At 69.2% G+C, this 19,703-nt stretch carries 21 protein-coding genes and 1 tRNA gene; 10 read left to right on the top strand and 12 right to left on the bottom strand.

Going from position 1 to position 19,703, the window contains the following annotated elements; genetic code table 11:
• Positions 1 to 109 precede the first annotated feature (109 nt).
• Together ABEU20_RS09140 and ABEU20_RS09135 are read left to right on the top strand one after the other, a co-directional pair.
• The gene (locus ABEU20_RS09140) at positions 110 to 1,087 is read left to right on the top strand and encodes an SGNH/GDSL hydrolase family protein (protein ID WP_420164101.1); all 978 of its coding nucleotides are present in this window, start codon (positions 110 to 112) and stop codon (positions 1,085 to 1,087) included.
• Positions 1,088 to 1,125: 38 nt separating this feature from the next.
• The gene (locus ABEU20_RS09135; RefSeq protein ID WP_420164100.1) at positions 1,126 to 2,343 is read left to right on the top strand and encodes an acetyl-CoA C-acetyltransferase; all 1,218 of its coding nucleotides are present in this window, start codon (positions 1,126 to 1,128) and stop codon (positions 2,341 to 2,343) included.
• A 144-nt stretch (positions 2,344 to 2,487) separates the two neighbouring features.
• On the opposite strand, the gene ABEU20_RS09130 is transcribed toward ABEU20_RS09135, so the two are convergent.
• A complete protein-coding gene (locus ABEU20_RS09130; RefSeq protein WP_420164099.1) occupies positions 2,488 to 3,339 on the bottom strand; it encodes a Bax inhibitor-1/YccA family protein in 852 nt (283 codons plus the stop codon).
• A 243-nt stretch (positions 3,340 to 3,582) separates the two neighbouring features.
• Between ABEU20_RS09130 and ABEU20_RS09125 the strand changes: the two genes are divergently transcribed.
• Positions 3,583 to 3,930 carry a hypothetical protein gene (locus ABEU20_RS09125; RefSeq protein WP_420164098.1) on the top strand — a complete coding sequence of 116 codons (348 nt, stop codon included), beginning with the start codon at positions 3,583 to 3,585 and terminating at the stop codon, positions 3,928 to 3,930.
• Positions 3,931 to 3,933: 3 nt separating this feature from the next.
• Here the strand turns inward: ABEU20_RS09125 and ABEU20_RS09120 are convergent, their stop codons facing one another.
• On the bottom strand, positions 3,934 to 5,067 hold the full coding sequence (locus ABEU20_RS09120) for a methyltransferase (RefSeq protein ID WP_420164097.1): 1,134 nt from the start codon (positions 5,065 to 5,067) through the stop codon (positions 3,934 to 3,936).
• 185 nt (positions 5,068 to 5,252) lie between these two features.
• Between ABEU20_RS09120 and ABEU20_RS09115 the strand changes: the two genes are divergently transcribed.
• Positions 5,253 to 6,050 carry an SDR family NAD(P)-dependent oxidoreductase gene (locus ABEU20_RS09115; protein WP_420164096.1) on the top strand — a complete coding sequence of 266 codons (798 nt, stop codon included), beginning with the start codon at positions 5,253 to 5,255 and terminating at the stop codon, positions 6,048 to 6,050.
• 3 nt (positions 6,051 to 6,053) lie between these two features.
• Here the strand turns inward: ABEU20_RS09115 and ABEU20_RS09110 are convergent, their stop codons facing one another.
• The 3 genes from ABEU20_RS09110 to ABEU20_RS09100 are packed head-to-tail and all read right to left on the bottom strand — an operon-like array spanning position 6,054 to position 8,873.
• Positions 6,054 to 7,109, bottom strand: coding sequence for an alpha/beta fold hydrolase (locus ABEU20_RS09110; protein ID WP_420164095.1), 1,056 nt, complete (start codon positions 7,107 to 7,109; stop codon positions 6,054 to 6,056).
• A gap of 49 nt (positions 7,110 to 7,158) precedes the next feature.
• On the bottom strand, positions 7,159 to 7,788 hold the full coding sequence (locus ABEU20_RS09105) for an FMN reductase (RefSeq protein WP_420164094.1): 630 nt from the start codon (positions 7,786 to 7,788) through the stop codon (positions 7,159 to 7,161).
• A complete protein-coding gene (locus ABEU20_RS09100; RefSeq protein ID WP_420164093.1) occupies positions 7,785 to 8,873 on the bottom strand; it encodes an LLM class flavin-dependent oxidoreductase in 1,089 nt (362 codons plus the stop codon). The genes ABEU20_RS09105 and ABEU20_RS09100 overlap by 4 nt, the downstream gene beginning before the upstream one ends.
• Positions 8,874 to 9,018: 145 nt before the next feature.
• Between ABEU20_RS09100 and ABEU20_RS09095 the strand changes: the two genes are divergently transcribed.
• Both ABEU20_RS09095 and ABEU20_RS09090 read left to right on the top strand, forming a co-directional pair.
• Entirely contained in the window at positions 9,019 to 10,656 is a 1,638-nt protein-coding gene (locus tag ABEU20_RS09095; protein WP_420164092.1) for an acyl-CoA dehydrogenase family protein, read from the top strand.
• Between the two features lie 40 nt (positions 10,657 to 10,696).
• Entirely contained in the window at positions 10,697 to 11,038 is a 342-nt protein-coding gene (locus tag ABEU20_RS09090; protein WP_420164091.1) for a GNAT family N-acetyltransferase, read from the top strand.
• 86 nt (positions 11,039 to 11,124) lie between these two features.
• Here the strand turns inward: ABEU20_RS09090 and ABEU20_RS09085 are convergent, their stop codons facing one another.
• A complete protein-coding gene (locus tag ABEU20_RS09085) occupies positions 11,125 to 11,328 on the bottom strand; it encodes a cold-shock protein (RefSeq protein WP_420164090.1) in 204 nt (67 codons plus the stop codon).
• Positions 11,329 to 11,470: 142 nt separating this feature from the next.
• Between ABEU20_RS09085 and ABEU20_RS09080 the strand changes: the two genes are divergently transcribed.
• Both ABEU20_RS09080 and ABEU20_RS09075 read left to right on the top strand, forming a co-directional pair.
• Positions 11,471 to 11,695: a hypothetical protein gene (locus ABEU20_RS09080; protein ID WP_420164089.1), complete on the top strand. Its 225-nt coding sequence runs from the start codon at positions 11,471 to 11,473 to the stop codon at positions 11,693 to 11,695.
• 664 nt (positions 11,696 to 12,359) lie between these two features.
• Entirely contained in the window at positions 12,360 to 12,602 is a 243-nt protein-coding gene (locus ABEU20_RS09075; RefSeq protein WP_420164088.1) for a hypothetical protein, read from the top strand.
• Positions 12,603 to 12,706: 104 nt separating this feature from the next.
• On the opposite strand, the gene ABEU20_RS09070 is transcribed toward ABEU20_RS09075, so the two are convergent.
• From ABEU20_RS09070 to ABEU20_RS09045, 6 genes are all read right to left on the bottom strand, one after another.
• Positions 12,707 to 12,780 (bottom strand) — tRNA-Leu (locus ABEU20_RS09070).
• A 77-nt stretch (positions 12,781 to 12,857) separates the two neighbouring features.
• Positions 12,858 to 13,814: a Ppx/GppA phosphatase family protein gene (locus ABEU20_RS09065; RefSeq protein ID WP_420164087.1), complete on the bottom strand. Its 957-nt coding sequence runs from the start codon at positions 13,812 to 13,814 to the stop codon at positions 12,858 to 12,860.
• Positions 13,811 to 14,347: a DUF501 domain-containing protein gene (locus ABEU20_RS09060; protein ID WP_420164086.1), complete on the bottom strand. Its 537-nt coding sequence runs from the start codon at positions 14,345 to 14,347 to the stop codon at positions 13,811 to 13,813. Before ABEU20_RS09060 ends, ABEU20_RS09065 begins: the two co-directional genes overlap by 4 nt.
• The gene (locus ABEU20_RS09055; RefSeq protein WP_420164085.1) at positions 14,344 to 14,757 is read right to left on the bottom strand and encodes an FtsB family cell division protein; all 414 of its coding nucleotides are present in this window, start codon (positions 14,755 to 14,757) and stop codon (positions 14,344 to 14,346) included. Before ABEU20_RS09055 ends, ABEU20_RS09060 begins: the two co-directional genes overlap by 4 nt.
• 326 nt (positions 14,758 to 15,083) lie before the next feature.
• A complete protein-coding gene (eno, locus tag ABEU20_RS09050; RefSeq protein ID WP_420164084.1) occupies positions 15,084 to 16,370 on the bottom strand; it encodes a phosphopyruvate hydratase in 1,287 nt (428 codons plus the stop codon).
• A 181-nt stretch (positions 16,371 to 16,551) separates the two neighbouring features.
• Positions 16,552 to 17,406, bottom strand: coding sequence for a lytic transglycosylase domain-containing protein (locus ABEU20_RS09045; RefSeq protein ID WP_420164083.1), 855 nt, complete (start codon positions 17,404 to 17,406; stop codon positions 16,552 to 16,554).
• 179 nt (positions 17,407 to 17,585) lie between these two features.
• Between ABEU20_RS09045 and efeU the strand changes: the two genes are divergently transcribed.
• On the top strand, positions 17,586 to 18,497 hold the full coding sequence (gene efeU / locus ABEU20_RS09040; RefSeq protein WP_420164082.1) for an iron uptake transporter permease EfeU: 912 nt from the start codon (positions 17,586 to 17,588) through the stop codon (positions 18,495 to 18,497).
• The gene (gene efeO / locus ABEU20_RS09035; RefSeq protein WP_420164081.1) at positions 18,494 to 19,654 is read left to right on the top strand and encodes an iron uptake system protein EfeO; all 1,161 of its coding nucleotides are present in this window, start codon (positions 18,494 to 18,496) and stop codon (positions 19,652 to 19,654) included. The genes efeU and efeO overlap by 4 nt, the downstream gene beginning before the upstream one ends.
• Positions 19,655 to 19,703: the final 49 nt, after the last annotated feature.

The following is a 19,703-nucleotide window of genomic DNA, read 5'->3' as shown; positions in this document are numbered from 1 at the left end:
TGTCGTGAAGGGGGCATTACCTGCGTCGACGGTTCCCGGACTCGCCGACCGGGGCGGGTCGAGGCGACTAGATTCAGGAGTCCGACGCGCTTCTCGGAGGGTGAGTCCGATGGACCGGTGGCGGACTGCAGCGAAGGCGGGGACGGCTGCCCTGCTGGCGGGCTCCGGCGCGGGTACGGCGTCGTGGGCCGCCTACACGTATCTCGCGTGGCAGGCCGGGCTCGCGCGGGGTCAGATCGTCCCGACCCGCCGGTGGCCCCCGGAAGCCGACGGAATCTACACCGCCGGGTGCGTCCAGCCCGCGCGGTGGCGCCGCGGCGCCGACGTCGACCTGCACCTGATGCTGTTCGGCGACTCCACCGCGGCCGGGCTGGGTTGCGACGTCGCCGAGGAGGTCCCCGGGGTCCTACTGGCCCGCGACCTCGCCGAACGCACCGGGGCCCGAATCCGGCTCAGCACCAAGGCAATCTCGGGTGCCACCTCGCGCGGGCTCACCGGCCAGGTCGACGCGATGCTCGTCGCGGGTCCCGCGCCCGACGCCGCGGTGATCATGATCGGGGCCAACGACGTCACGGCCGGGATGTCGCTGCACGGTTCCGCCCGCCGTCTCGGCAGAGTGGTGTCCCGGCTTCGCGACACCGGAGCCGTCGTGGTCGTCGGGACGTGTCCTGATCTGGGGGTGATCAGCGCGATCCCGCAGCCGCTGCGCGCGCTGGCCCACGGCTGGGGAATGCAGTTGGCGCGGCTGCAGACAGCGGCCACCCGGGCGAGCGGCGGCCACCCCGTCCCGATAGGCCGACTACTCGCGTCCCGCTTCCTCGAGGACCCCGCGACGATGCTGTCCGACGACCGCTATCACCCCTCCGCAGCGGGCTATCGGCTGGCCGCCGATCACCTCGCTCCGGCCCTGATGCGGGCTCTCGCTGAGTGGGACGGACCTTCGTCACGCTCCCACCCCGAACGCGTTCCGGAAAACGCTCCGTTCCCCCAGGTGGCGGCGCCGTCATCCTGGACAAACATGCCTCGGGACCGGCTGCGGGCCACGTTCGGGAGACGGCAAGGTGGTGATGCTGCCCCGGCAACGTAAGTTCAAGGGCGAAGAGACCACCGTACGAAGGAGTTTCCATGCCCGAGGCAGTCATTGTCTCCGTTGCCCGCTCGCCCATCGGCCGCGCCGTCAAGGGCTCGCTGGCCAGCATGCGCCCGGACGATCTGGCAGCTCAGATGGTTGCCGCGGCGATCGCCAAGGTTCCCGAGCTCGATCCCACCGAGATCGACGACCTGATGTTGGGTTGCGGTCTGCCCGGCGGCAAGGCCGGCTTCAACATGGGTCGCATCGTCGCCATCAAGCTCGGCTACGACACCCTCCCCGGCACCACCATCACCCGTTACTGCTCGTCGTCGTTGCAGACCACCCGTATGGCGCTGCACGCGATCAAGGCCGGCGAGGGTGACGTCTTCATCTCCGCCGGTGTCGAGTCGGTGTCGAGCTTCGCGGCCGGCAACTCGGACTCCCTGCCCGACACGAAGAACCCGTTCTTCGCCGAGGCCATGGAGCGCACCGCCGTCGCCGCGCAGGGTGGCGTGCAGTGGAGCGACCCGCGCGAGAACGGCATCGTTCCCGACGCGTACATCGCGATGGGTCAGACTGCCGAGAACGTCGCGCAGATCACCGGCATCACCCGCGAGGACCAGGACCGCTGGGGAGTCCGCTCGCAGAACCGCGCGGAGGAGGCCATCAAGGCCGGCTTCTTCGAGCGGGAGATCACCCCGGTCACCCTGGCCGACGGCACCGTCGTCAGCACCGACGACGGCCCGCGCGCCGGCGTCACCTACGAGGCCGTCAGCCAGCTGAAGCCGGTCTTCCGTCCCGACGGCACCATCAACGCCGGCAACTGCTGCCCGCTCAACGACGGTGCCGCCGCGCTCGTCATCATGAGCGACACCAAGGCCAAGGCGCTGGGCCTGACGCCGCTCGCGCGCGTCGTCTCCACCGCCGTCTCCGGCCTGTCCCCCGAGATCATGGGCCTGGGCCCGATCGAGGCCACCAAGAAAGCCCTCGCACTCGCCGGCAAGTCGATCAGCGACATCGACCTGTTCGAGATCAACGAGGCCTTCGCGGTGCAGGTGCTGGGCTCGGCCCGCGCGCTGAACATCGACGAGGACAAGCTGAACGTGTCCGGTGGCTCCATCGCCGTCGGCCACCCGTTCGGCATGACCGGCGCCCGCATCACCGCGACGCTGCTCAACAACCTCCAGACGCACGACAAGCAGTTCGGTGTCGAGACCATGTGTGTCGGCGGCGGCCAGGGCATGGCGATGGTGCTCGAGCGCCTGAGCTGATCCTCGGCTGAAACCGCGAACGGGCGGTTACCGCGCACGGCTCTCGGCCGTTGCCGCGGTAACCGCCCGTTCTGCGTTTGCGCAGAAGCGAAACGGGCGGCCGCCGCTCTCGCGGCGACCGCCCGTTCGTGAGGCGCGGTGAGACTAGTCGTTGTTGAAGTAGCTCAGCAGGCGCAGGATCTCGACGTACAGCCACACCAGGGTGACGGTCAGGCCGAGGGCGACGCCCCACGCGGCCTTCTCCGGCGCCTGGGCGCGGATCAGCTGGTCGGCGGCGTCGAAGTCCAGCAGGAAGCTGAACGCCGCGAGCGCGATGCACACGAGGCTGAAGATGATGGCGATCGCGCCACCGTCGCGCAGGCCGAAGCCGCCGTCGGTGAAGAAGCTCGCGATCAGGTTTCCGATCATGAGGACCACGACGCCGATGAGGCCGCCGATGATCATGCGGGTCAGGCGGGGGGTGACGCGGATGGCGCCGGTCTTGTAGACGACGAGCATGCCGAAGAACACGCCGAACGTACCGAGAACGGCCTGGCCGATCAGGACCGATGCATCAGCCCCACTCTCACCGATCGTCCATGTCGTGAACATGAACGAGAACGCGCCGAGGAAGACGCCCTCGCACGCCGCGTAGGCGAGCACGATCGCCGGGTTGTCCATCTTGCGACCGAACGACGCGACCATCACCAGGACGAAACCGATGAGGCCGCCACCGATGACGAACGGCGCGGCGAGCGCCTCGTTGTCGTTGACCAGGAAGTACGAGATGATCGCCGACACGGTCAGCACGCCGAGCGTGATCGCGGTCTTGGTGACGACGTCGTCGATCGTCATCGCCCGCTGCGTGGTCTGCTGGTACTGCTCGGGAGCGCCGTACTGCTGGCCGTACTCCTGGCCGACCTGCGCGGCACCGGCCTGCGCGGATCCGAACGTGGCGTAGCCCGTGCCCTCCTGCTTGGGCAGGTTCTTGAACACCGGGTTGCTGGTGGTGCGCACCGTGAACATCCCTTCTCGTGGTCGTCTGTCGAGCCTGTCGGGCCCGAGTTCGGCCGGGTTCCACCGGCGTCGTTGTCCGTAGAACGCACCGCACGGGAGGGAAGTTCCCACACCACGAAGATGACTTGGACAATTCGGACTTTACCGGGCGCGCGCAAGTAGGTGCCATCCGAGCGCCTGATCAACGGTATCGCCGCCGCGCACTATCGAGCGCGAAACGGCGATCCGGAACAGAATGAAGTCATGGGTATCGAAGAAGGACCAGACGACACACTGGACGTCAGCGAGAGCCTCGATTCCGACGAGGTCCGCAACGAGGACGGCGACGACGTCGTCGATCCGCCGGACCACTGGAGCGAGGCCGATCGGTTCGGCACCACCTTGCGCGAGGCCGAGGAGGGCGAGAGCCTCGACCAGCGACTCGCCGAGGAGGAGCCGGACACCCCGCCGTCGGGTGACGAGCGTGAGGACGCCGAAGACCCGGACGAACTGCAGGGCGCCGAGATCATCGACGGGGTGATCGTCGAGGACGTCGGACTGCACCGCGGTCAGGTCGACGGCGACGCGGCCGGCGGCGGACCGATCGAGTAGCCCCTACCGCGCGCGGACCGACCGCGCGACGGTGAACTTCGGATTGCGGCCGATCTCGTCGGTGCGGCCGACGGCGCGGGCGAGCGCGCGCTTGTAGCCGAGGTGGGAGTTGTAGACGGTCCACAGCTCTCCGCCTGGTCGGAGCACCCGGCCGGCTGCGTCGAACATCTTGCCCGCGCCGCCGGTGTGCACCGCGGCCCCGACGTGGAAGGGCGGGTTGCACAGGATCAGATCGACGCTCTCGTCCGGCAGCGACGACAGCGCGTCGTCGCGCAGCGCGCGCACCCGCGCCTCCACCCCGTTCGCCCGTGCGGTGGCCGCGGCGGACGCGACGGCGGCGGCCGACTGGTCGCTCGCTATCACCTCCACCGACGGCTGCGCCTGCGCGAGACTCACCGCGAGGATGCCCGTTCCGCAGCCCAGGTCGACAGCGGTGTGCCCGTCGCGCATCCGTGGCAGGAACTCGAGCAGGAACCGCGTACCGATGTCGAGCCTCGGACCGGCGAACACGGCACCGTGCGCCACGACGTCCAACCCGAGTTCGTCGAGATGCGAGGTGACGGGGAACCTCGACGGCTGGATACTCGCTCGGGGAGCCTCCGCGACGAGCACCCGCGACTTCTGCCGGCCCAGCGTCGCCGAGACCCCGCCGAAGGAACGGCGCAGCACGTCGTTCATCGCCGGCGTGATGTGCTTGTTGCGACCGCCTGCGAACACCACGACACCGGGATCGGCGTAGCGCGCGACGGCGTCGGCGATCTCGTCGAGCTCGTCCAGACTGCGCGGCAGCTGCAGCAGCACGACGCGCGCGCCGGTCAGCAGATCCTCCCCCAGCTCACACGATCGATACCGGTCTGCAAGCCCTAACCGTTGCGCATTGTTCGCGAGCGCGCGCTCGCCCGTGAGCGGATCCTGATGCACCCGAATACCGTTCGCGCCGAACCGAACGGCGGCGCCGAGTGTGAGCGCACCGTAGTGATCGCCGACCACCACCACCGACGCGTCCGGGGCGCCCGCCAGGGCCTCCGCAGCCTCGTCGAGGATCAGCCGGTCGGCGGCGTCGACGGCGAACAGGTTGGGTGCCTCGACGTCGGGGAAACGCGTGAGGCCGGCGAACAGGTCTTCGACGGAGAGCATGAGGACAAGTGTCCTCGACCCGCTGGTGCGCGCCGCATTCGGCCTGAGTGTCCACTACCCGACCGAGACCTGCGGGATTCGGCCGAATACCCACGGGAGTGGACATCGGCGACACCCGCTGGTGAAGGGGGTCCGTCCGGCGGACACTGAGTTGCGGGATGGGGACACCCGACGAAGGGATCACCATGAATCGGTTGGCCGGCAAGAAGGTCGTGATCACCGGCGCTGCGAGCGGGATCGGGCGGGCCGCTGCGGGCTTGATGGCGGCGGAGGGCGCGCAGGTGCTGATCGCCGACCTCGACGCCGACGCGGCGGGCGAGGCCGCGGAGCAGATCGGTCTCGCGGGCGGGCGCGCGGTGGGGATCGCCGTCGACGTGATGGACGAGTCGTCGGTGGCCGCGATGATCGATCGGGCGGTCGCGGAGTTCGGCGGTGTCGACGTCCTGTGCAACCACGTGGGCGGCAGCAACCCGCGCACCGACCTGGACCTGCTGCGTATGGATCTGGCCGAGTGGGATCGCGCGATGGCGCTCAACGCGCGCAGTACCGTCGTCGCCTCCCGCCTGGCACTGCCGCACATGATCGATGCGGGCGGTGGATCGATCGTCAACACGGTCTCGGTCGCCGGCCTCACCGGCGACGTCCTGCAGTGCGCCTACGGGGCGTCCAAGGCCGCGGTGATCCGTCTGACGCAGTACGTGGCCACCCAGTACGGCCGACACAACGTGCGCTGCAATGCGGTCGCGCCGGGAGCGATCATGACGCCCGCCCTGCGCGACAATCTGCCGTCGGATGTCATCGCCGACATCCAGCGGCACAACGCCCTCGACCTGATCGGCGAGCCCGACGACATCGGTTGGGCGATGGTGTATCTCGCGTCCGACGAGTCGCGCTACATGAGCGGGCAGACACTCGTCGTCGACGGCGGCCTCACCGCCCAGAGTCCGATCGCGGCGAGTCGGCGCGTGCTGCTCGACGACTGACCGTCAGGCGTCGACGCGCTCGCCGAGGAACGCGTCGATGTGCCGCCACGCGGTGTCCTTCGCGCCGGGCCCGGCGAGCAGACCCAGGTGGCTGCCCGGGGCGGTCTCGAACCGCACCGACGGCGAACCGGTGAGGACGTCGGCGATCGCGGCGACCGAGTCGGCGGTGGCGATCACGTCGCCGGTACCGCCGACGGCCAGGACCGGGACGGCGAGTTCGGCGAGCTTGATCGTTTTCTCGCCCACGGTGATCCGGCCGTCGAGCAGCCCGTTGCCGAGCACCAGTTCCTCGGCCATCTGATAGAACAACCGCGCCGGATATCCGGGCATCTCGGCCATGAACCGGTCGATGGCCTCCATCCGGGCGAGGGTCTCGGTGTCGTGCAGATTGTTCGCGACGAACCACGGCTTGAGCAGTTCCCGCTGCGGCGCCGTGGCCCGGTAGGCGAGCTGGACCAGCGGCGCCGGCAACCCGCCCATGAGCCGAGTGAGTTCGGTGACGGGGCGGTGCCCCGTGAAGCGGCCGACGGCCTGCGCGACGGCCATCGTCGGGATCCGCGAGTAGTCGATCGGGGTGCCGAGCGCGGTGACCGACGCGATCGGCAGATCCGGGTGCGCCGACGCGGTGAGCAGCGAGATGGTGCCGCCGAGGCTCCAGCCGACGACGTCGACGGGGGCGCCGCCGTGCAGGTCACTCACGCGTCGCAGTGCGCCCGGGACGATGTCGTCGACCCAGTCCTCGAATCCCAGGTTCCGGTCGGCGTATCCGATGGTCCCGTAGTCGACGACGTACGGCGTGCGCCCCGTCCCGGCCAGGTGCGCGACGAGCGACTGACCGGGGCGCAGGTCGTAGCAGTGCCTCGGCACCGCGAGCGGCGGCACCAGCAGGACCGGGGCTCCCGCGCTCCGGACGCCGTAACGGTGCAGGTCACGATGCGGTTCACGGTGCACGAGCACCGACGGCGTCCGCTCGACGGGCGCGACGCCTCCTCCGAACGTCAGCCCCCACGCATTGCGCAGTGACGTGTTCAGCCGCGATCCCCAGTCCGATTCCCGCACGACTCTCCCCTGCCCTCTCGACCTTCGTTGCGGGCATCTTACCGGTGAGTCAGTTAGCGCGCTGCCGCGCCAGCAACTCCTCGAACGGCACCGCGTCGGCGAAGGGATCTGCCGGTCCGGTGTGTTCACGCCCCGCCATCGCCGCGGCCAGCTCGTCCCCGGCTCGCGCGATCCGCCCCGCCAGGGCCTGATCGCCCGACCCCGCCCAGTCCTCGGAGGCCGCGTAGACCCCGGTCGGCACCGTGGCCGCACGCAGATACGCGAACATCGGGCGGATCGCGTGTTCGAGCGCGAGCGAGTGCCGCGCGGTACCGCCGGTCGCACCGAGCAGGGTCGGCACGCCGTCGAGCGTCCCCTGGTCGAGGACGTCGAAGAACGACTTGTACAGGCCGCTGTAGGAGGCGTTGAAGATCGACGTCACCGCGATGATGCCGTCGGACGCCGCGACCCGCGCGACGACGGATCGCAGTGCCCCACCGGGAAATCCGGTGAGCAGATTGTCGACGAGCGCGTGTGCGTGGTCGCGCAGTTCGACGACCTCGACGTCTGTCCCGACGCCGCGCTCGTCGAGGGCCGCGACGGTCGCGGCGGTGAGTCGATCGGCGAGCAAGCGGCTCGACGACGGCTGCGTGAGCCCCGCCGAGATCACGGTCAGAGTGCGGCTTTCCGTACCGGTCACGACAGCACCTGCGCCTTTCCGCGGGCCAGCAGGCTCGCATGGGTGGGGGCCTCGGGCACGTGAGCGGGGCGCATCGCGTCCATCTCGCGCCGCAGCACCGGCACGACTTCCTCGCCCAGCAGGTCGAGCTGCTCGAGGACGGTCTTCAGCGGTAGCCCGGCGTGGTCCATCAGGAACAGCTGACGCTGGTAGTCGCCGAAGCTCTCCCGGAACGTGAGGGTCTTGTCGACGACCTCCTGCGGACTGCCGACGGTGAGCGGCGTCTGCTCCGTGAACTCCTCGAGCGACGGGCCGTGACCGTAGACCGGCGCGTTGTCGAAGTAGGGGCGGAACTCCCGGACCGCGTCCTGCGAGTTCTTGCGCATGAACACCTGGCCACCGAGCCCGACGATCGCCTGGTCGGCCGATCCGTGGCCGTAGTGCTCGTAGCGCCGGCGGTACAGGTCGATCAGCTGGACGAAGTGTTCCTTGGGCCAGAAGATGTTGTTCGCGAAGAAGCCGTCGCCGTAGTACGCGGCCTGCTCTGCGATCTCGGGGCTGCGGATCGAGCCGTGCCACACGAACGGCGGGACGTCGTCCAGCGGACGCGGAGTCGACGTGAATCCCTGCAGCGGAGTACGGAATCGCCCCTGCCAGTCGACGACGTCCTCGCGCCACAGCTTGTGCAGCAGGGCGTAGTTCTCGATCGCGAGCGGGATGCCCTCGCGGATGTCCTTGCCGAACCACGGGTAGACGGGCCCGGTGTTGCCTCGGCCCAGCATGAGATCGACCCGGCCGTCGGCGAGGTGCTGGAGCATCGCGAAGTCCTCGGCGATCTTCACGGGGTCGTTGGTGGTGATGAGCGTGGTGGACGTCGAGAGCATGATGCGCTCGGTGCGCGCCGCGATGTAACCGAGCATCGTCGTGGGCGACGAGGGCACGAACGGCGGGTTGTGGTGCTCGCCGGTGGCGAACACGTCGAGACCCACTTCCTCGGCCTTCTCGGCGATCGCGACCATCGCCTTGATGCGCTCGGCCTCGGTCGGGGTCCGCCCGGTCGTGGGGTCCATGGTCACGTCGCCGACGGTGAAGATTCCGAACTGCATGCCCTACCTCCAAGTATTTCAAGTTTCAACTATATGCACGAACCGGGACGCCACGCGGAATATTCCGCGCGCATCCTTGACGTACCCGGCGAACCGTCATTGACTGCATTCGAGGATCACCGTCACCACCACCGCAGGGGGTCGTATGAGGGTCACGCACGAGGTCACCAACCAGGTTCCGCCGCTGATCGACTACGACGCCGCCGACTATCCGCCGCTGCTCGAGGCCCTGCAGCGCGAGGGCGCCCACCACGCGCTCGACGAGGTGCATCGCGTCGGACGCCTCGCGGGTGGCTCCGAGGCCCAGGCGCTCGGCGACCTGGCCGAGGCCCACCCCCCGGTCCTGCGGACCCACGACCGCTACGGCAACCGGATCGACGAGGTCGAGTACGACCCCGCCTACCACCAGTTGATGGTCACCGCGGTGGAACTGGGCCTGCACGGCGCCCCCTGGGCGGATTCCCGACCGCAGGCGCACCTGATCCGCGCCGCCAAGAACGCCGTGTGGGGTCAGGTCGACGCCGGGCACGGATGCCCGATCTCGATGACGTATGCCGTCGTCCCGGCGCTGCGCCACAACCCCGAACTCGCCCTGCAGTACGAACCCCTGCTCACCGCCAAGGTGTACGACCCCGAGCTGCGCGCCCCGCTCACCAAACCCGGACTGATCGCCGGCATGTCGATGACGGAGAAACAGGGCGGCTCCGACGTCCGGGCCGGCACCACCCGCGCGGTCCCGCAGCCGGACGGCTCCTACCTGCTCACCGGGCACAAGTGGTTCACGTCGGCGCCGATGTCGGACATCTTCCTGGTGCTGGCCCAGGCCCCGGACGGGCTCACATGCTTCCTGCTCCCCCGCATCCTGCCCGACGGCAGCCGCAACGCGATGTTCCTGCAGCGACTCAAGGACAAGCTCGGCAACCACTCCAACGCGAGCAGCGAGGTGGAGTACGACGAGGCTGTCGCCTGGCGGGTGGGCGACGAGGGACGTGGCGTGCGCACCATCATCGAGATGGTCAACATGACCCGCCTCGACTGCACGATCGGCACCGCGACCGGCATGCGCGTCGGCGTGATGCAGGCCGCCCATCACGCGGCGCACCGGAGCGCGTTCGGCGCCCACCTGATCGACCAGCCGCTGATGCGGAACGTGCTCGCGGACCTCGCCGTCGAATCCGAGGCGTCGACCACCGTCGCGATGTGGCTCGCCGCGCTCACCGACCGCGCCGACAACGGCGATCCGCAGGCATCGATCCTGCGCCGCGTCGCCCTCGCGGTGAGCAAGTACTACGTGTGCAAACGAGGGCCGGTGCACGCCGCGGAGGCTCTGGAATGTCTGGGCGGCAACGGCTATGTCGAGGAGTCGCGGATGCCGCGCCTGTATCGCGAGGCGCCGCTACTGTCGGTCTGGGAGGGATCGGGCAACGTCGCGGCGCTCGACGTCCTCCGCGCGATGGCCCGTCAGCCCGAGTCGCTCGAGGCGTTCTTCGACGAACTGGACGACAGCGCCGGCGGCGACCATCGGCTCGACTCCGCGGTCGAGAAGCTGAAGGCGTCGTTCGCGGACGTCGCATCGCTCGAGCACCGCGCCCGCACCGTCGTCGGCGAGATGGCACTCGCACTGCAGGGCGCCCTGCTCGTCCGGTACGGCCATCCGGCGGTGGCCGACGCCTTCTGCGCGAGCCGGCTGTCCGGCGAGTGGGGCACCGTATTCGGCACCCTGCCGACGGGCCTCGATCTGACGTCGATCCTCGACCGCGCCACCCCGAAGGTCGGTTCGTGAAGAACTCGCACCATCACGATCGTCGCGTCATAGTGGAGGCATGAGCGACGAACTCGACGCACAACCCGAAGTGACCCCCGATCACGACCTCCGCCGCTACGAGATCCGGGTGGGTGACGCCACTGCGGGGTTCACCCAGTTCGTGGACAGCGGTGACCAGCGCATCTTCTTCCACACCGAGATCCAGGAACGCTTCGCCGGGCGGGGCCTGGCCGGGACCCTGATCCGGTCCGCGCTCGACGACACGGTTGCGCACGGAAAGCGGATCGTGCCGATCTGCCCCTTCGTCGCCGGCTTCCTCGACAAGCACGACGACTTCAAGGGATTCGTCGATGCGGTCACGCCGGCCGCCCAGCAAGCGGTCATCGACTCCCAACGCTGATCCGCACCCCGACACACGACAGGCCCCACTCCCGGTCGGAAGTGGGGCCTGTCGCACTCACATCGCCCGATACGGGCGACACACGATCAGATCGCGGTGATGTTGGTGGCCTGGGGGCCCTTGGCGCCCTGGCCCAGGTCGTAGGACACGCGCTGGTTCTCCTCCAGGCTGCGGAATCCGCCACCCTGGATCTCCGAGTAGTGCGCGAACACGTCGGCGCTGCCGTCCTCGGGAGCGATGAAGCCGAAGCCCTTTTCAGCGTTGAACCACTTGACGGTGCCGTTTGCCATTTCGTACTCCTCTTGCTTGCCGATCACGAATCGCCGATGTTCGAGCGACCCGGGCCGGTACTGCGTAAAGCGATACCCGAAGAGGAGATCTGTCCCCCACAACTAAGGAATTGTGCGCACCTGAGCGCGGACACAAAACACTATGACCACATTCAGTGAATCACACTCGGGTCGCGAAGTCGACGCGTTTCCTATCACTTTGCTGGGCAACGGCTTTTCCGGATCCGCCTCGGACGCCGCCGACACAGCCGGCAGACGCGGCGACATGGCGGACACTTCGATCGGTTCGACGGTGCACGTGACCGAGTCGGCGGATCTCCTGAAGCCAGAAGTGCGCGGCGAGCGTCGTCTGGGGGTTGCCCTGTGAGGCGGCCGACGGACCGTCGACAACGGCGACAAGCGATTCCGCGAGCGCGGTGAGCTTGAAATTGTTCGCTTGCGAGTGCCGCATCAGCTGCCGCGCGGACGCCTCGGGGTCACATCGATAGAGGATTCCCACGATCTCCAGTGCGCGCGCACGGACACCGGCGGATCTGTTGTGACGTACTGACGTCGCATCGCCGGCATGCGGCGAAGGGATGAAGTTGTAGTGCATGAAATTTCCTTCGTGGTCATCGCGAGATCATCTCGGCGACAACACGTATCGGCGCCATCGCGCCTGTGAATGAGATCGTTCGGTCGAAGATCGGCTCGACTCGCGAGCACTCGACCGGAGAGTTCGTGAGGAGGTCAGGGGTTCATCGCTGCGGCCGCTCAGGATCGATATCCGAGTTGACACGCCAACTCGACGACGCGCCTGACAACCCCACCCTACGTGACCGAGGCACAGAAGAACACCTGACAGTGGACTGGCAGTGGAGAAGAGGCGCCGATTCCCCCTCTCCGCGATCCCCCACTCGACACTCTCTTCTCTGCCCTCACCCCGGTCGATAGCATGGGAACTGCGCCGCAACGGGCTGCGTCCGGGCTGCCAACGACACCTCGGGCGACAGCAATGAGGGGCCCTGCGGTCTCGTCGAAAGGACCGACCGATGACGCAGGAGCACGTTTCACCCGCCACACCCGGAAGACGCACGCTCGCAAAGGTTCTCGTCGCGGCCGTGTTCCCGATCGCGACGCTCGGGATACCGACGGCGACCGCCGCGGCCGAGCCTGTGGCAGCCCCGAGCGATCACCCCGTGGCCACCGCCGCCGCGCAGACCGGTCCCGACCGCACCGCACCGTGCCGTCGGTGGCAGAACCCCAACGCCTACGGGCACTGGCACTGCCGGTGAGTGGCGCCCACCGATCACCGGGAAACTGGCGGAAGGTCCCGCCCACCGGAAGTACGGTGGACGGGATCCCCGATGCCATGTGCCGTCGGACGGCCGGACGGGCGTGCCCCCAGTGGGACTCGAACCCACACTCGGCGGATTTTAAGTCCGCTGCCTCTGCCAATTGGGCTATGGGGGCCCACCACCGGCCCGACTCCGGTGGCCACGACAGTGGAAACCAAGGAACAGTGTAAGCGGCACAAACAGTGAGCTAATTCACGACCCGCCCAGTAGGACAGACATTGCAATTCCGTCCAGAATGTCGTGTTCGCTGACGACCAGCTCGTCGATGCCCGCACGCTGCGAGAGTTCGTCGGCGAGCACCGTGGTGACGATGGCTCCGCCACCGATCACATCCACCCGTCCGGGGTGCATCGGTCCGAGCGCGGCCCGCTCGTCGTGGGTCATGGACACCAGTCGGTTCGCGACGTCGTGCAGCTGTCCGACCGAGAGCCGGGAGAGGTGGACCCGTTCGGGGTCGTACTCCGGCAGGTCCTGCACGACGGCCGACAGCGTCGTCATGGTGCCGGCGACACCGACCCAGGTGCGGGCCTGCTCGACCGGCACCTGCTCGAAGGCCTGGGCCAGACGGTCGGCCGCGAACTGGCGGGCGGCGTCGATCTGCTCTGCGGTGGGCGGGTCGTCGTGCAGACAGCGCTCGGTGACCCGCACGCACCCGACGTCGGTGGAGTACGCGGCGTGGACGCCGGTGCCGTCGCCGAGCACCACCTCCGTGGAGCCACCACCGAGGTCCACCACCACGAACGGGCCCTCGGCCGCGTCGAGTTCGCCGACGGCGCCGGAGAACGACAGCCGCGCCTCCTCGTCGCCGGTGATGACCTCGGCCTCGGCGCCGGGAATCACCGCACCGAGGATCTCTCGTGTCATCGCGAAGAAGTCGTCGCGGTTCGACGCGTCGCGCGTGGCCGATGTGGCGACCATGCGCACCGCGGTGGCCCCGGTGTCACGGATGATCTCGGCGTACTCGCTCAGCGCGACCTTGGTGCGCTCGATGGCCTCGGGCGCGAACGCCCCCGTGGCGTCGACGCCCTGCCCCAGCCGCACGATCCGCATCAGGCGGGTGACGTCCGTGAGCCGGCCGTGCTCGTCGGCATCCGCGACGAGCAGCCGAATCGAGTTGGTGCCGCAGTCGATCGCGGCGACGCGCGTCACTCGTCGTCCCCGGCGGCGGCCGACCCCTGGTACTCGGGCCAGTCGGCGGGAATGGCGGTTCCGCGCAGCTTGCCGCGCGCCGCGAGGGCAACGGACTCGTCACCGAACGGGTTGACGCCCGGCCCCTTCGCGAGGGAGTGCGCCATGAGGACGTGCAGGCACTTCACCCGGTCGGGCATGCCTCCGCCGGTGAAATCGGTTCCCAGGGAATCGATCTCGTCGCGCTCAGCGAGGTAGGACTCGTGTGCGGCGCGGTAGGCGGCCGCGAGCTGCGGGTCGGTGCCCAGACGCTCGGTCATCTCGCGCATCACACCCGCCGACTCCTGGCGGCTGGCCTCGGCGGTCAGTCGCGGGTCGGTCAGGTAGTAGAGGGTGGGGAACGGCGTACCGTCCGGCAGCCGGGGGGCAGTCTTCACGACGCCGGGCCGGCCGTCCGGGCTGCGGTACGCGATCTCGAGCACCCCCCGCGGGACACGACCCAGCTGGGCCTCCACGGCATCGAGGTCTTCCTGGGGGACGGACGATTCGCTCACCCGGTGGGTACTCCTGGTTCTTCTGGTGCGGGGGCCGGCACCACGGGGGCCACCGGCGGTGTCTCTGATTCTGCCTCGGCGATCGGCGCGGGCTCGGTGAGCCGCTGCCACAGGTCGCTGTGCCAGGCGCCCGTCGAGGGCGGTGGCGGCGGCGCGTCCTTCTTCGGTGGTTGCCAGTCGCCGGGCAACTGCACCTTGTACGGCGTCTCGCCGGGGCGCACCAGGCCGAGTCGCTCGCGGCCCTGCGCCGCGATCCACGCCGGATCCTCGATCTGTTCCTTCTGGCGGCGCAGCTCGTCCAGTTGCTGCTCGAGGGCAACCTGCTCGGACGCGAGGCGATCGGCCTCCGAGCGCTGCGTGAGGTAGGTCCGCAACGGCATCGCGAGCGTGAGCGCGAGAGCGCAGATCACGACGCCGAGGATGACGGCGCGTCCGGTCGAGAGCCCGAAGAAGGTGCGCTCGGCCCGTGCCGATGTCGACCGGCGTCCCGCGCCCGCTCGTGCAGAGCGGACGCGGGACCCGGTGGACCGGCCGTCGGAAGGCCCGGTCGAGCCGGCGTCGGCATCCAGCGGGCTCGATGCGTCCGGACCGACCCGTCCGGTCGCGGTAGTGGCGCCGGCACGGTTCCGGCGGGGCCTGCGAGAGCCCTGCCCGGTCCCGGCACCGTGGCGCTCGGGCCGCCCTCCCGGGGAGGGACGACCCGACCGCGACCTACCGCGCTGACTCATCGGCGTGCTTACGCCTCGAAGGCGAAGCGCGGGAACGCCAGCTCGCCGGCGTAGCGGGCCGCGTCGCCCAGGCTCTCCTCGATACGGAGCAGCTGGTTGTACTTCGCGACGCGCTCGCTGCGGGCCGGGGCACCGGTCTTGATCTGGCCGCTGCCGACCGCGACGGCCAGATCGGCGATCGTGGTGTCCTCGGTCTCACCGGAGCGGTGGCTCATCATGGTCTTGTAGCCGCTGCGGTGCGCGAGGTCGACCGCGTCCAGCGTCTCGGTGAGCGTGCCGATCTGGTTGACCTTCACCAGCAGTGCGTTGGCCGCACCCTTGGCGATGCCCTCCTCGAGGCGCTCCGGGTTGGTGACGAACAGATCGTCACCGACGAGCTGGATCTTGTTGCCGATCTGCTCGGTCAGGGAAACCCAGCCCTCCCAGTCGTCCTCGTCCAGCGGATCCTCGATCGAGACCAGCGGGTACGCGCCGAGCAGCTCGGCGTAGAACGCGGCCATCTCCTCGGCCGTGCGGTTCTTGCCCTCGAACTTGTAGCCGGTGCCGTCGGTGTAGAACTCGGTGGCCGCGACGTCGAGCGCCAGCGCGACGTCGGTACCCAGCTTGAGGCCGGTCTGCGCGACGGCGACAGCGATCAGGTCGAGGGCTTCCTTGGTGCCGGCGACGTCGGGGGCGAAGCCTCCCTCGTCACCGAGGCCGGTGGACAGGCCCTTGGCCTTGAGGACCGACTTCAGCGAGTGGTACACCTCGGCACCCCAGCGCAGCGACTCCTTGAACGTGGGAGCACCGATCGGCGCGACCATGAACTCCTGGACGTCGACCCCGGTGTCGGCGTGGGCGCCACCGTTGAGGATGTTCATCATCGGGACGGGCAGCACGTGGGCGTTGGGACCGCCGACGTAGCGGAACAGCTCCAGGCCGGAGGCCTCGGCGCCGGCGCGGGCCACGGCGAGCGACGCGCCGAGCAGTGCGTTCGCACCGAGGCGGGACTTGTCGCGGGTGCCGTCGGCGTCCAGCAGGGCCTGGTCGACGGTGCGCTGCTCGGTGGCGTCCAGGCCGATGATGGCCGGCGCGATCTCACCGAGAACGGCCTCGACGGCCTTCTGGACACCCTTGCCCAGGTAGCGGTCGCCGCCGTCACGCAGCTCGACGGCCTCGTGCTCACCGGTGGACGCGCCGGAGGGAACGGCGGCGCGGGCGAAGCTACCGTCCTCGAGCAGCACCTCGACCTCAACCGTGGGGTTGCCACGGGAATCGAGGATCTCGCGAGCTCCGACCTGCTCAATGATGGCCACGAATGGTTCTCCTTCGGCGGCTTCGTACGGCTGCTGCGGACGGCGGATCGAGCCGGTCCGGACAGCAGCAACTGGGTTGTCTACGGGCAGGCGACCACGCTGAGTCGCCGGATGCATCGTGCCAGGTCTGAGCCTAGCGGGAGTAACCGACTCCCGCCTCCAGGCACGCCCGTCGCGCAGGTCACCTCCGCACTCCCACCGAGTACGCCGCCGCGCGGTCGCGAACGTCACGCAGATACTCCCCCGACAGGTTGTAGGCCATCAGGGCGGCGGTCCACCCGTCCGCGGTGGTGAGATCACCGCCGCGGGCACACAGATACCGCGCGGCGGTGAGGGCCGCATCGTCGATGTTGTCGGGATCGACGACGCCGTCGCCGTTGGCGTCGACGCCCCAGCGTGCCCACGTCTCGGGAATGAACTGCAGCGGCCCCATCGCGCGGTCGTGAGTCGCATCGCCGTCCATCGCGCCCCCGTCGGTGTCGGGGATCTCGGCGACCCCGGGAGAGCCGTCGAGCGGGATGCCGCGGATGGGCGGGCTCACCTTCCCGTCGTCGCCCACGCTCGCGCCCCGATACGTCCCGTGCTTGCTCTCGACGGCGGCGATCCCCGCCAGGGTCGTCCAGCCGATTCCGCAGTCCGGTTTGGTCGCCGTCATCACCGCGGCCGCATAGCCGTAGGCCTCGAGAGCGGTCGGCGAGATGGCCAGCGCGTCCGACAGGGGCGCCGCCCACTCCCCCAGCAGCCCGGCGGTCCGGCCGGGTCCGTTGATGTCGATCGGCGGCGTCGGCGCCCCCGGGCCGGGCGGGATGCCCTCCGGAATCTCGATGCGCGGCTTGCGCTGGTCCAACTCGTCCGATCCGACCGCGAGGGCGACTACTGCGACGCCCACGAGGAGCGACGACGTCACGATCAGGAACGTGCGCAGCCGGCGCCGGGGGCGTGGGGGCGTCGGCGTGGGCGGCCCGAACGACCGACCGGTCCCCGTTCTCGGCGCGGCTGGGCGGGTCGCGGCTTCTCTCGTCACGCCGTCCATCATCCAGAACCGCGCGGTCGCGACGTGTACCGAATTGGGACCAAAGCCCCGTTTAGGACAAAAAGAACCAGCTCAGGGCGCATTTCCGCCCGAGCTTAGGGGGTGCTACTTTTCGCAGGGTCATTCGAGGTTTGGCTTGCCTTCCTCGGACACGCCGCCCCGACTCGGAGCAGGAGCACAGAGTGTCAGTCCTCGCCGCCGGCGCCGACGCGCCGTCCATCGCGACCCAACTGTTCGGCAGTGGCCTGATCGGGGTGCGCGAAGGACTCGAGACCGGGATCGTGGTGATGATCCTGGTTGCCTTCCTGGTGAAGTCCGAACGCCGCGACGCCCTCAAATGGGTGTGGGTCGGCGTCGGTGCCGCCGTCGCGATGGTCGTCGCGATCTTCGTCGGCATCCACTTCGGCACCTCCACCGTCACCGGCATGGCAGCCGAACTCATCAGCGGTCTCGCGTCGCTCGTCGCGGTCGCGATCGTCACCGCGATGGTGCTGTGGATGCGGACCGCGGCCGCGTCGATGTCCGGACACCTGCGCGCCGGCCTGGACAGGGCGCTGGCGATCGGCCCGGTGGCCGTCGCGACGATGGCGTTCTTCGCCGTCGGCCGGGAGGGCGTGGAGACCGCTCTGCTCCTCGTCGGTTACGCGGAGAACGCCGCCGGCAGTGCGTGGCCACTCGTCGGCCTGCTGCTCGGCATCGCGGTGGCCGCCGTCCTGACCGTGCTGCTGTACGTCGGGGCCGTCCGGATCGACTTCGCCCGATTCTTCCGCTACACCGGCGCCTTCCTCGTCGTCGTCGCGGCCGGCATCCTCGCCTACGGCGTCCGGGCCCTGCAGATCGCCGGGTGGCTGCCCGGCGGATCCTCGCTCGCATTCGACGTCTCGTCCGTGTTCGACACCTCCAGCTGGTACGGCACCGTCCTGCAGGGCATCTTCAACTTCCGTCCCGATCCCACCGTCCTGCAGGTGATCGCGTGGGTGGCCTACCTCGCGATCGTGATGCCTCTCTTCCTGCGCCCGGTGAAGGCGAAGAACGCTGCACCGCAGGCCGATCCGGCACCGTCCGGTGAATCCGAGATCAACGCTTCCCGATGACCGTCACCCGAAAGGTTCCGCTCGTGCGTCGTACCACCTCCGCACTCGCCCTGCTCGCGATCGCTCCACTCGCCCTCGCGGCGTGCACGTCCAAGTCGACCGCGGACGCCGACGCGATCACGGTGACCGCCACCGACACCACCTGTGACATCTCGGGCAGTTCGGCGGAGACCGGCAACACCACGTTCTCCATCACCAACAACGGATCCAAGGTCACCGAGTTCTACGTCTTCGGCGCCGGCGATCGCGTGATGGGCGAGGTCGAGAACGTCGGCCCCGGTCTGACCCGACAGCTCATCGTCAACCTCGCCGAGGCCGGGACCTACCACACCGCGTGCAAGCCCGGCATGGTCGGCAACGGCATCCGTGCCGAGTTCCTCGTGACCGGCGACTCGGTGGCCGCGACCGACGAGGACGGCCGCCTCACCGAGGCCGCCGCCGGCTACAAGCGTTACGTCGACAGCCAGCTCACCGCGCTGCAGGAGACGGTCGCCGCGTTCGTGGCGTCGATCAAGGCCGGCGACGTCGCCGCCGCGAAGGCCCAGTACCCGCTGACCCGCACGTACTACGAGCGCATCGAGCCCATCGCCGAGAGCTTCCCCGACGACCTCGATCCGCGCATCGACCTGCGCGAGGTCGACGTCGAGCCCGGTTGGAACTGGACCGGCTTCCACCGCCTCGAGAAGGACCTGTGGGTCCAGGGGCTGCAGCCCGACACCAACGCGATCGCCGACCGACTCGTCGCCGACATCCAGGAGCTCGCCGACGGTGTCGCAGCCCCGGACTTCGTCGTCGACCCGATCCAGGTGGCCGGCGGCGCCCAGACGCTGCTCGACGAGATCGCACGCACCAAGATCACGGGCGAGGAGGACATCTTCTCCCACACCGACCTGTACGACTTCCAGGCCAACGCCGACGGCTCGCAGGCCGCGATCGCGTCGCTCCGCCCGATCCTCGACGACCGCAACCCGGAACTGGCCGCGCGCATCGACCAGCGTTTCGCCGACCTCGACGCCGAACTCGCGCAGTTCCGCCAGGGCGACGGATTCGTCTCGTACGAGACCGTGACCGAGCCGCAGCGTCAGGCGTTGTCACAGAAGATCGACGCGCTGTCCGCCGAAGTGAGCCAGGTGCAGGGTGTCGTCGCAGGCCAGTAACTCCCGGAACGACAACCAGCCGGACGACACCGGCCGAACCGAACCTCGT

Source organism: Rhodococcus parequi (assembly GCF_046042785.1).
Lineage (GTDB): Bacteria > Actinomycetota > Actinomycetes > Mycobacteriales > Mycobacteriaceae > Prescottella > Prescottella parequi.
This window is presented reverse-complemented; position numbering and strand designations above follow the sequence as displayed.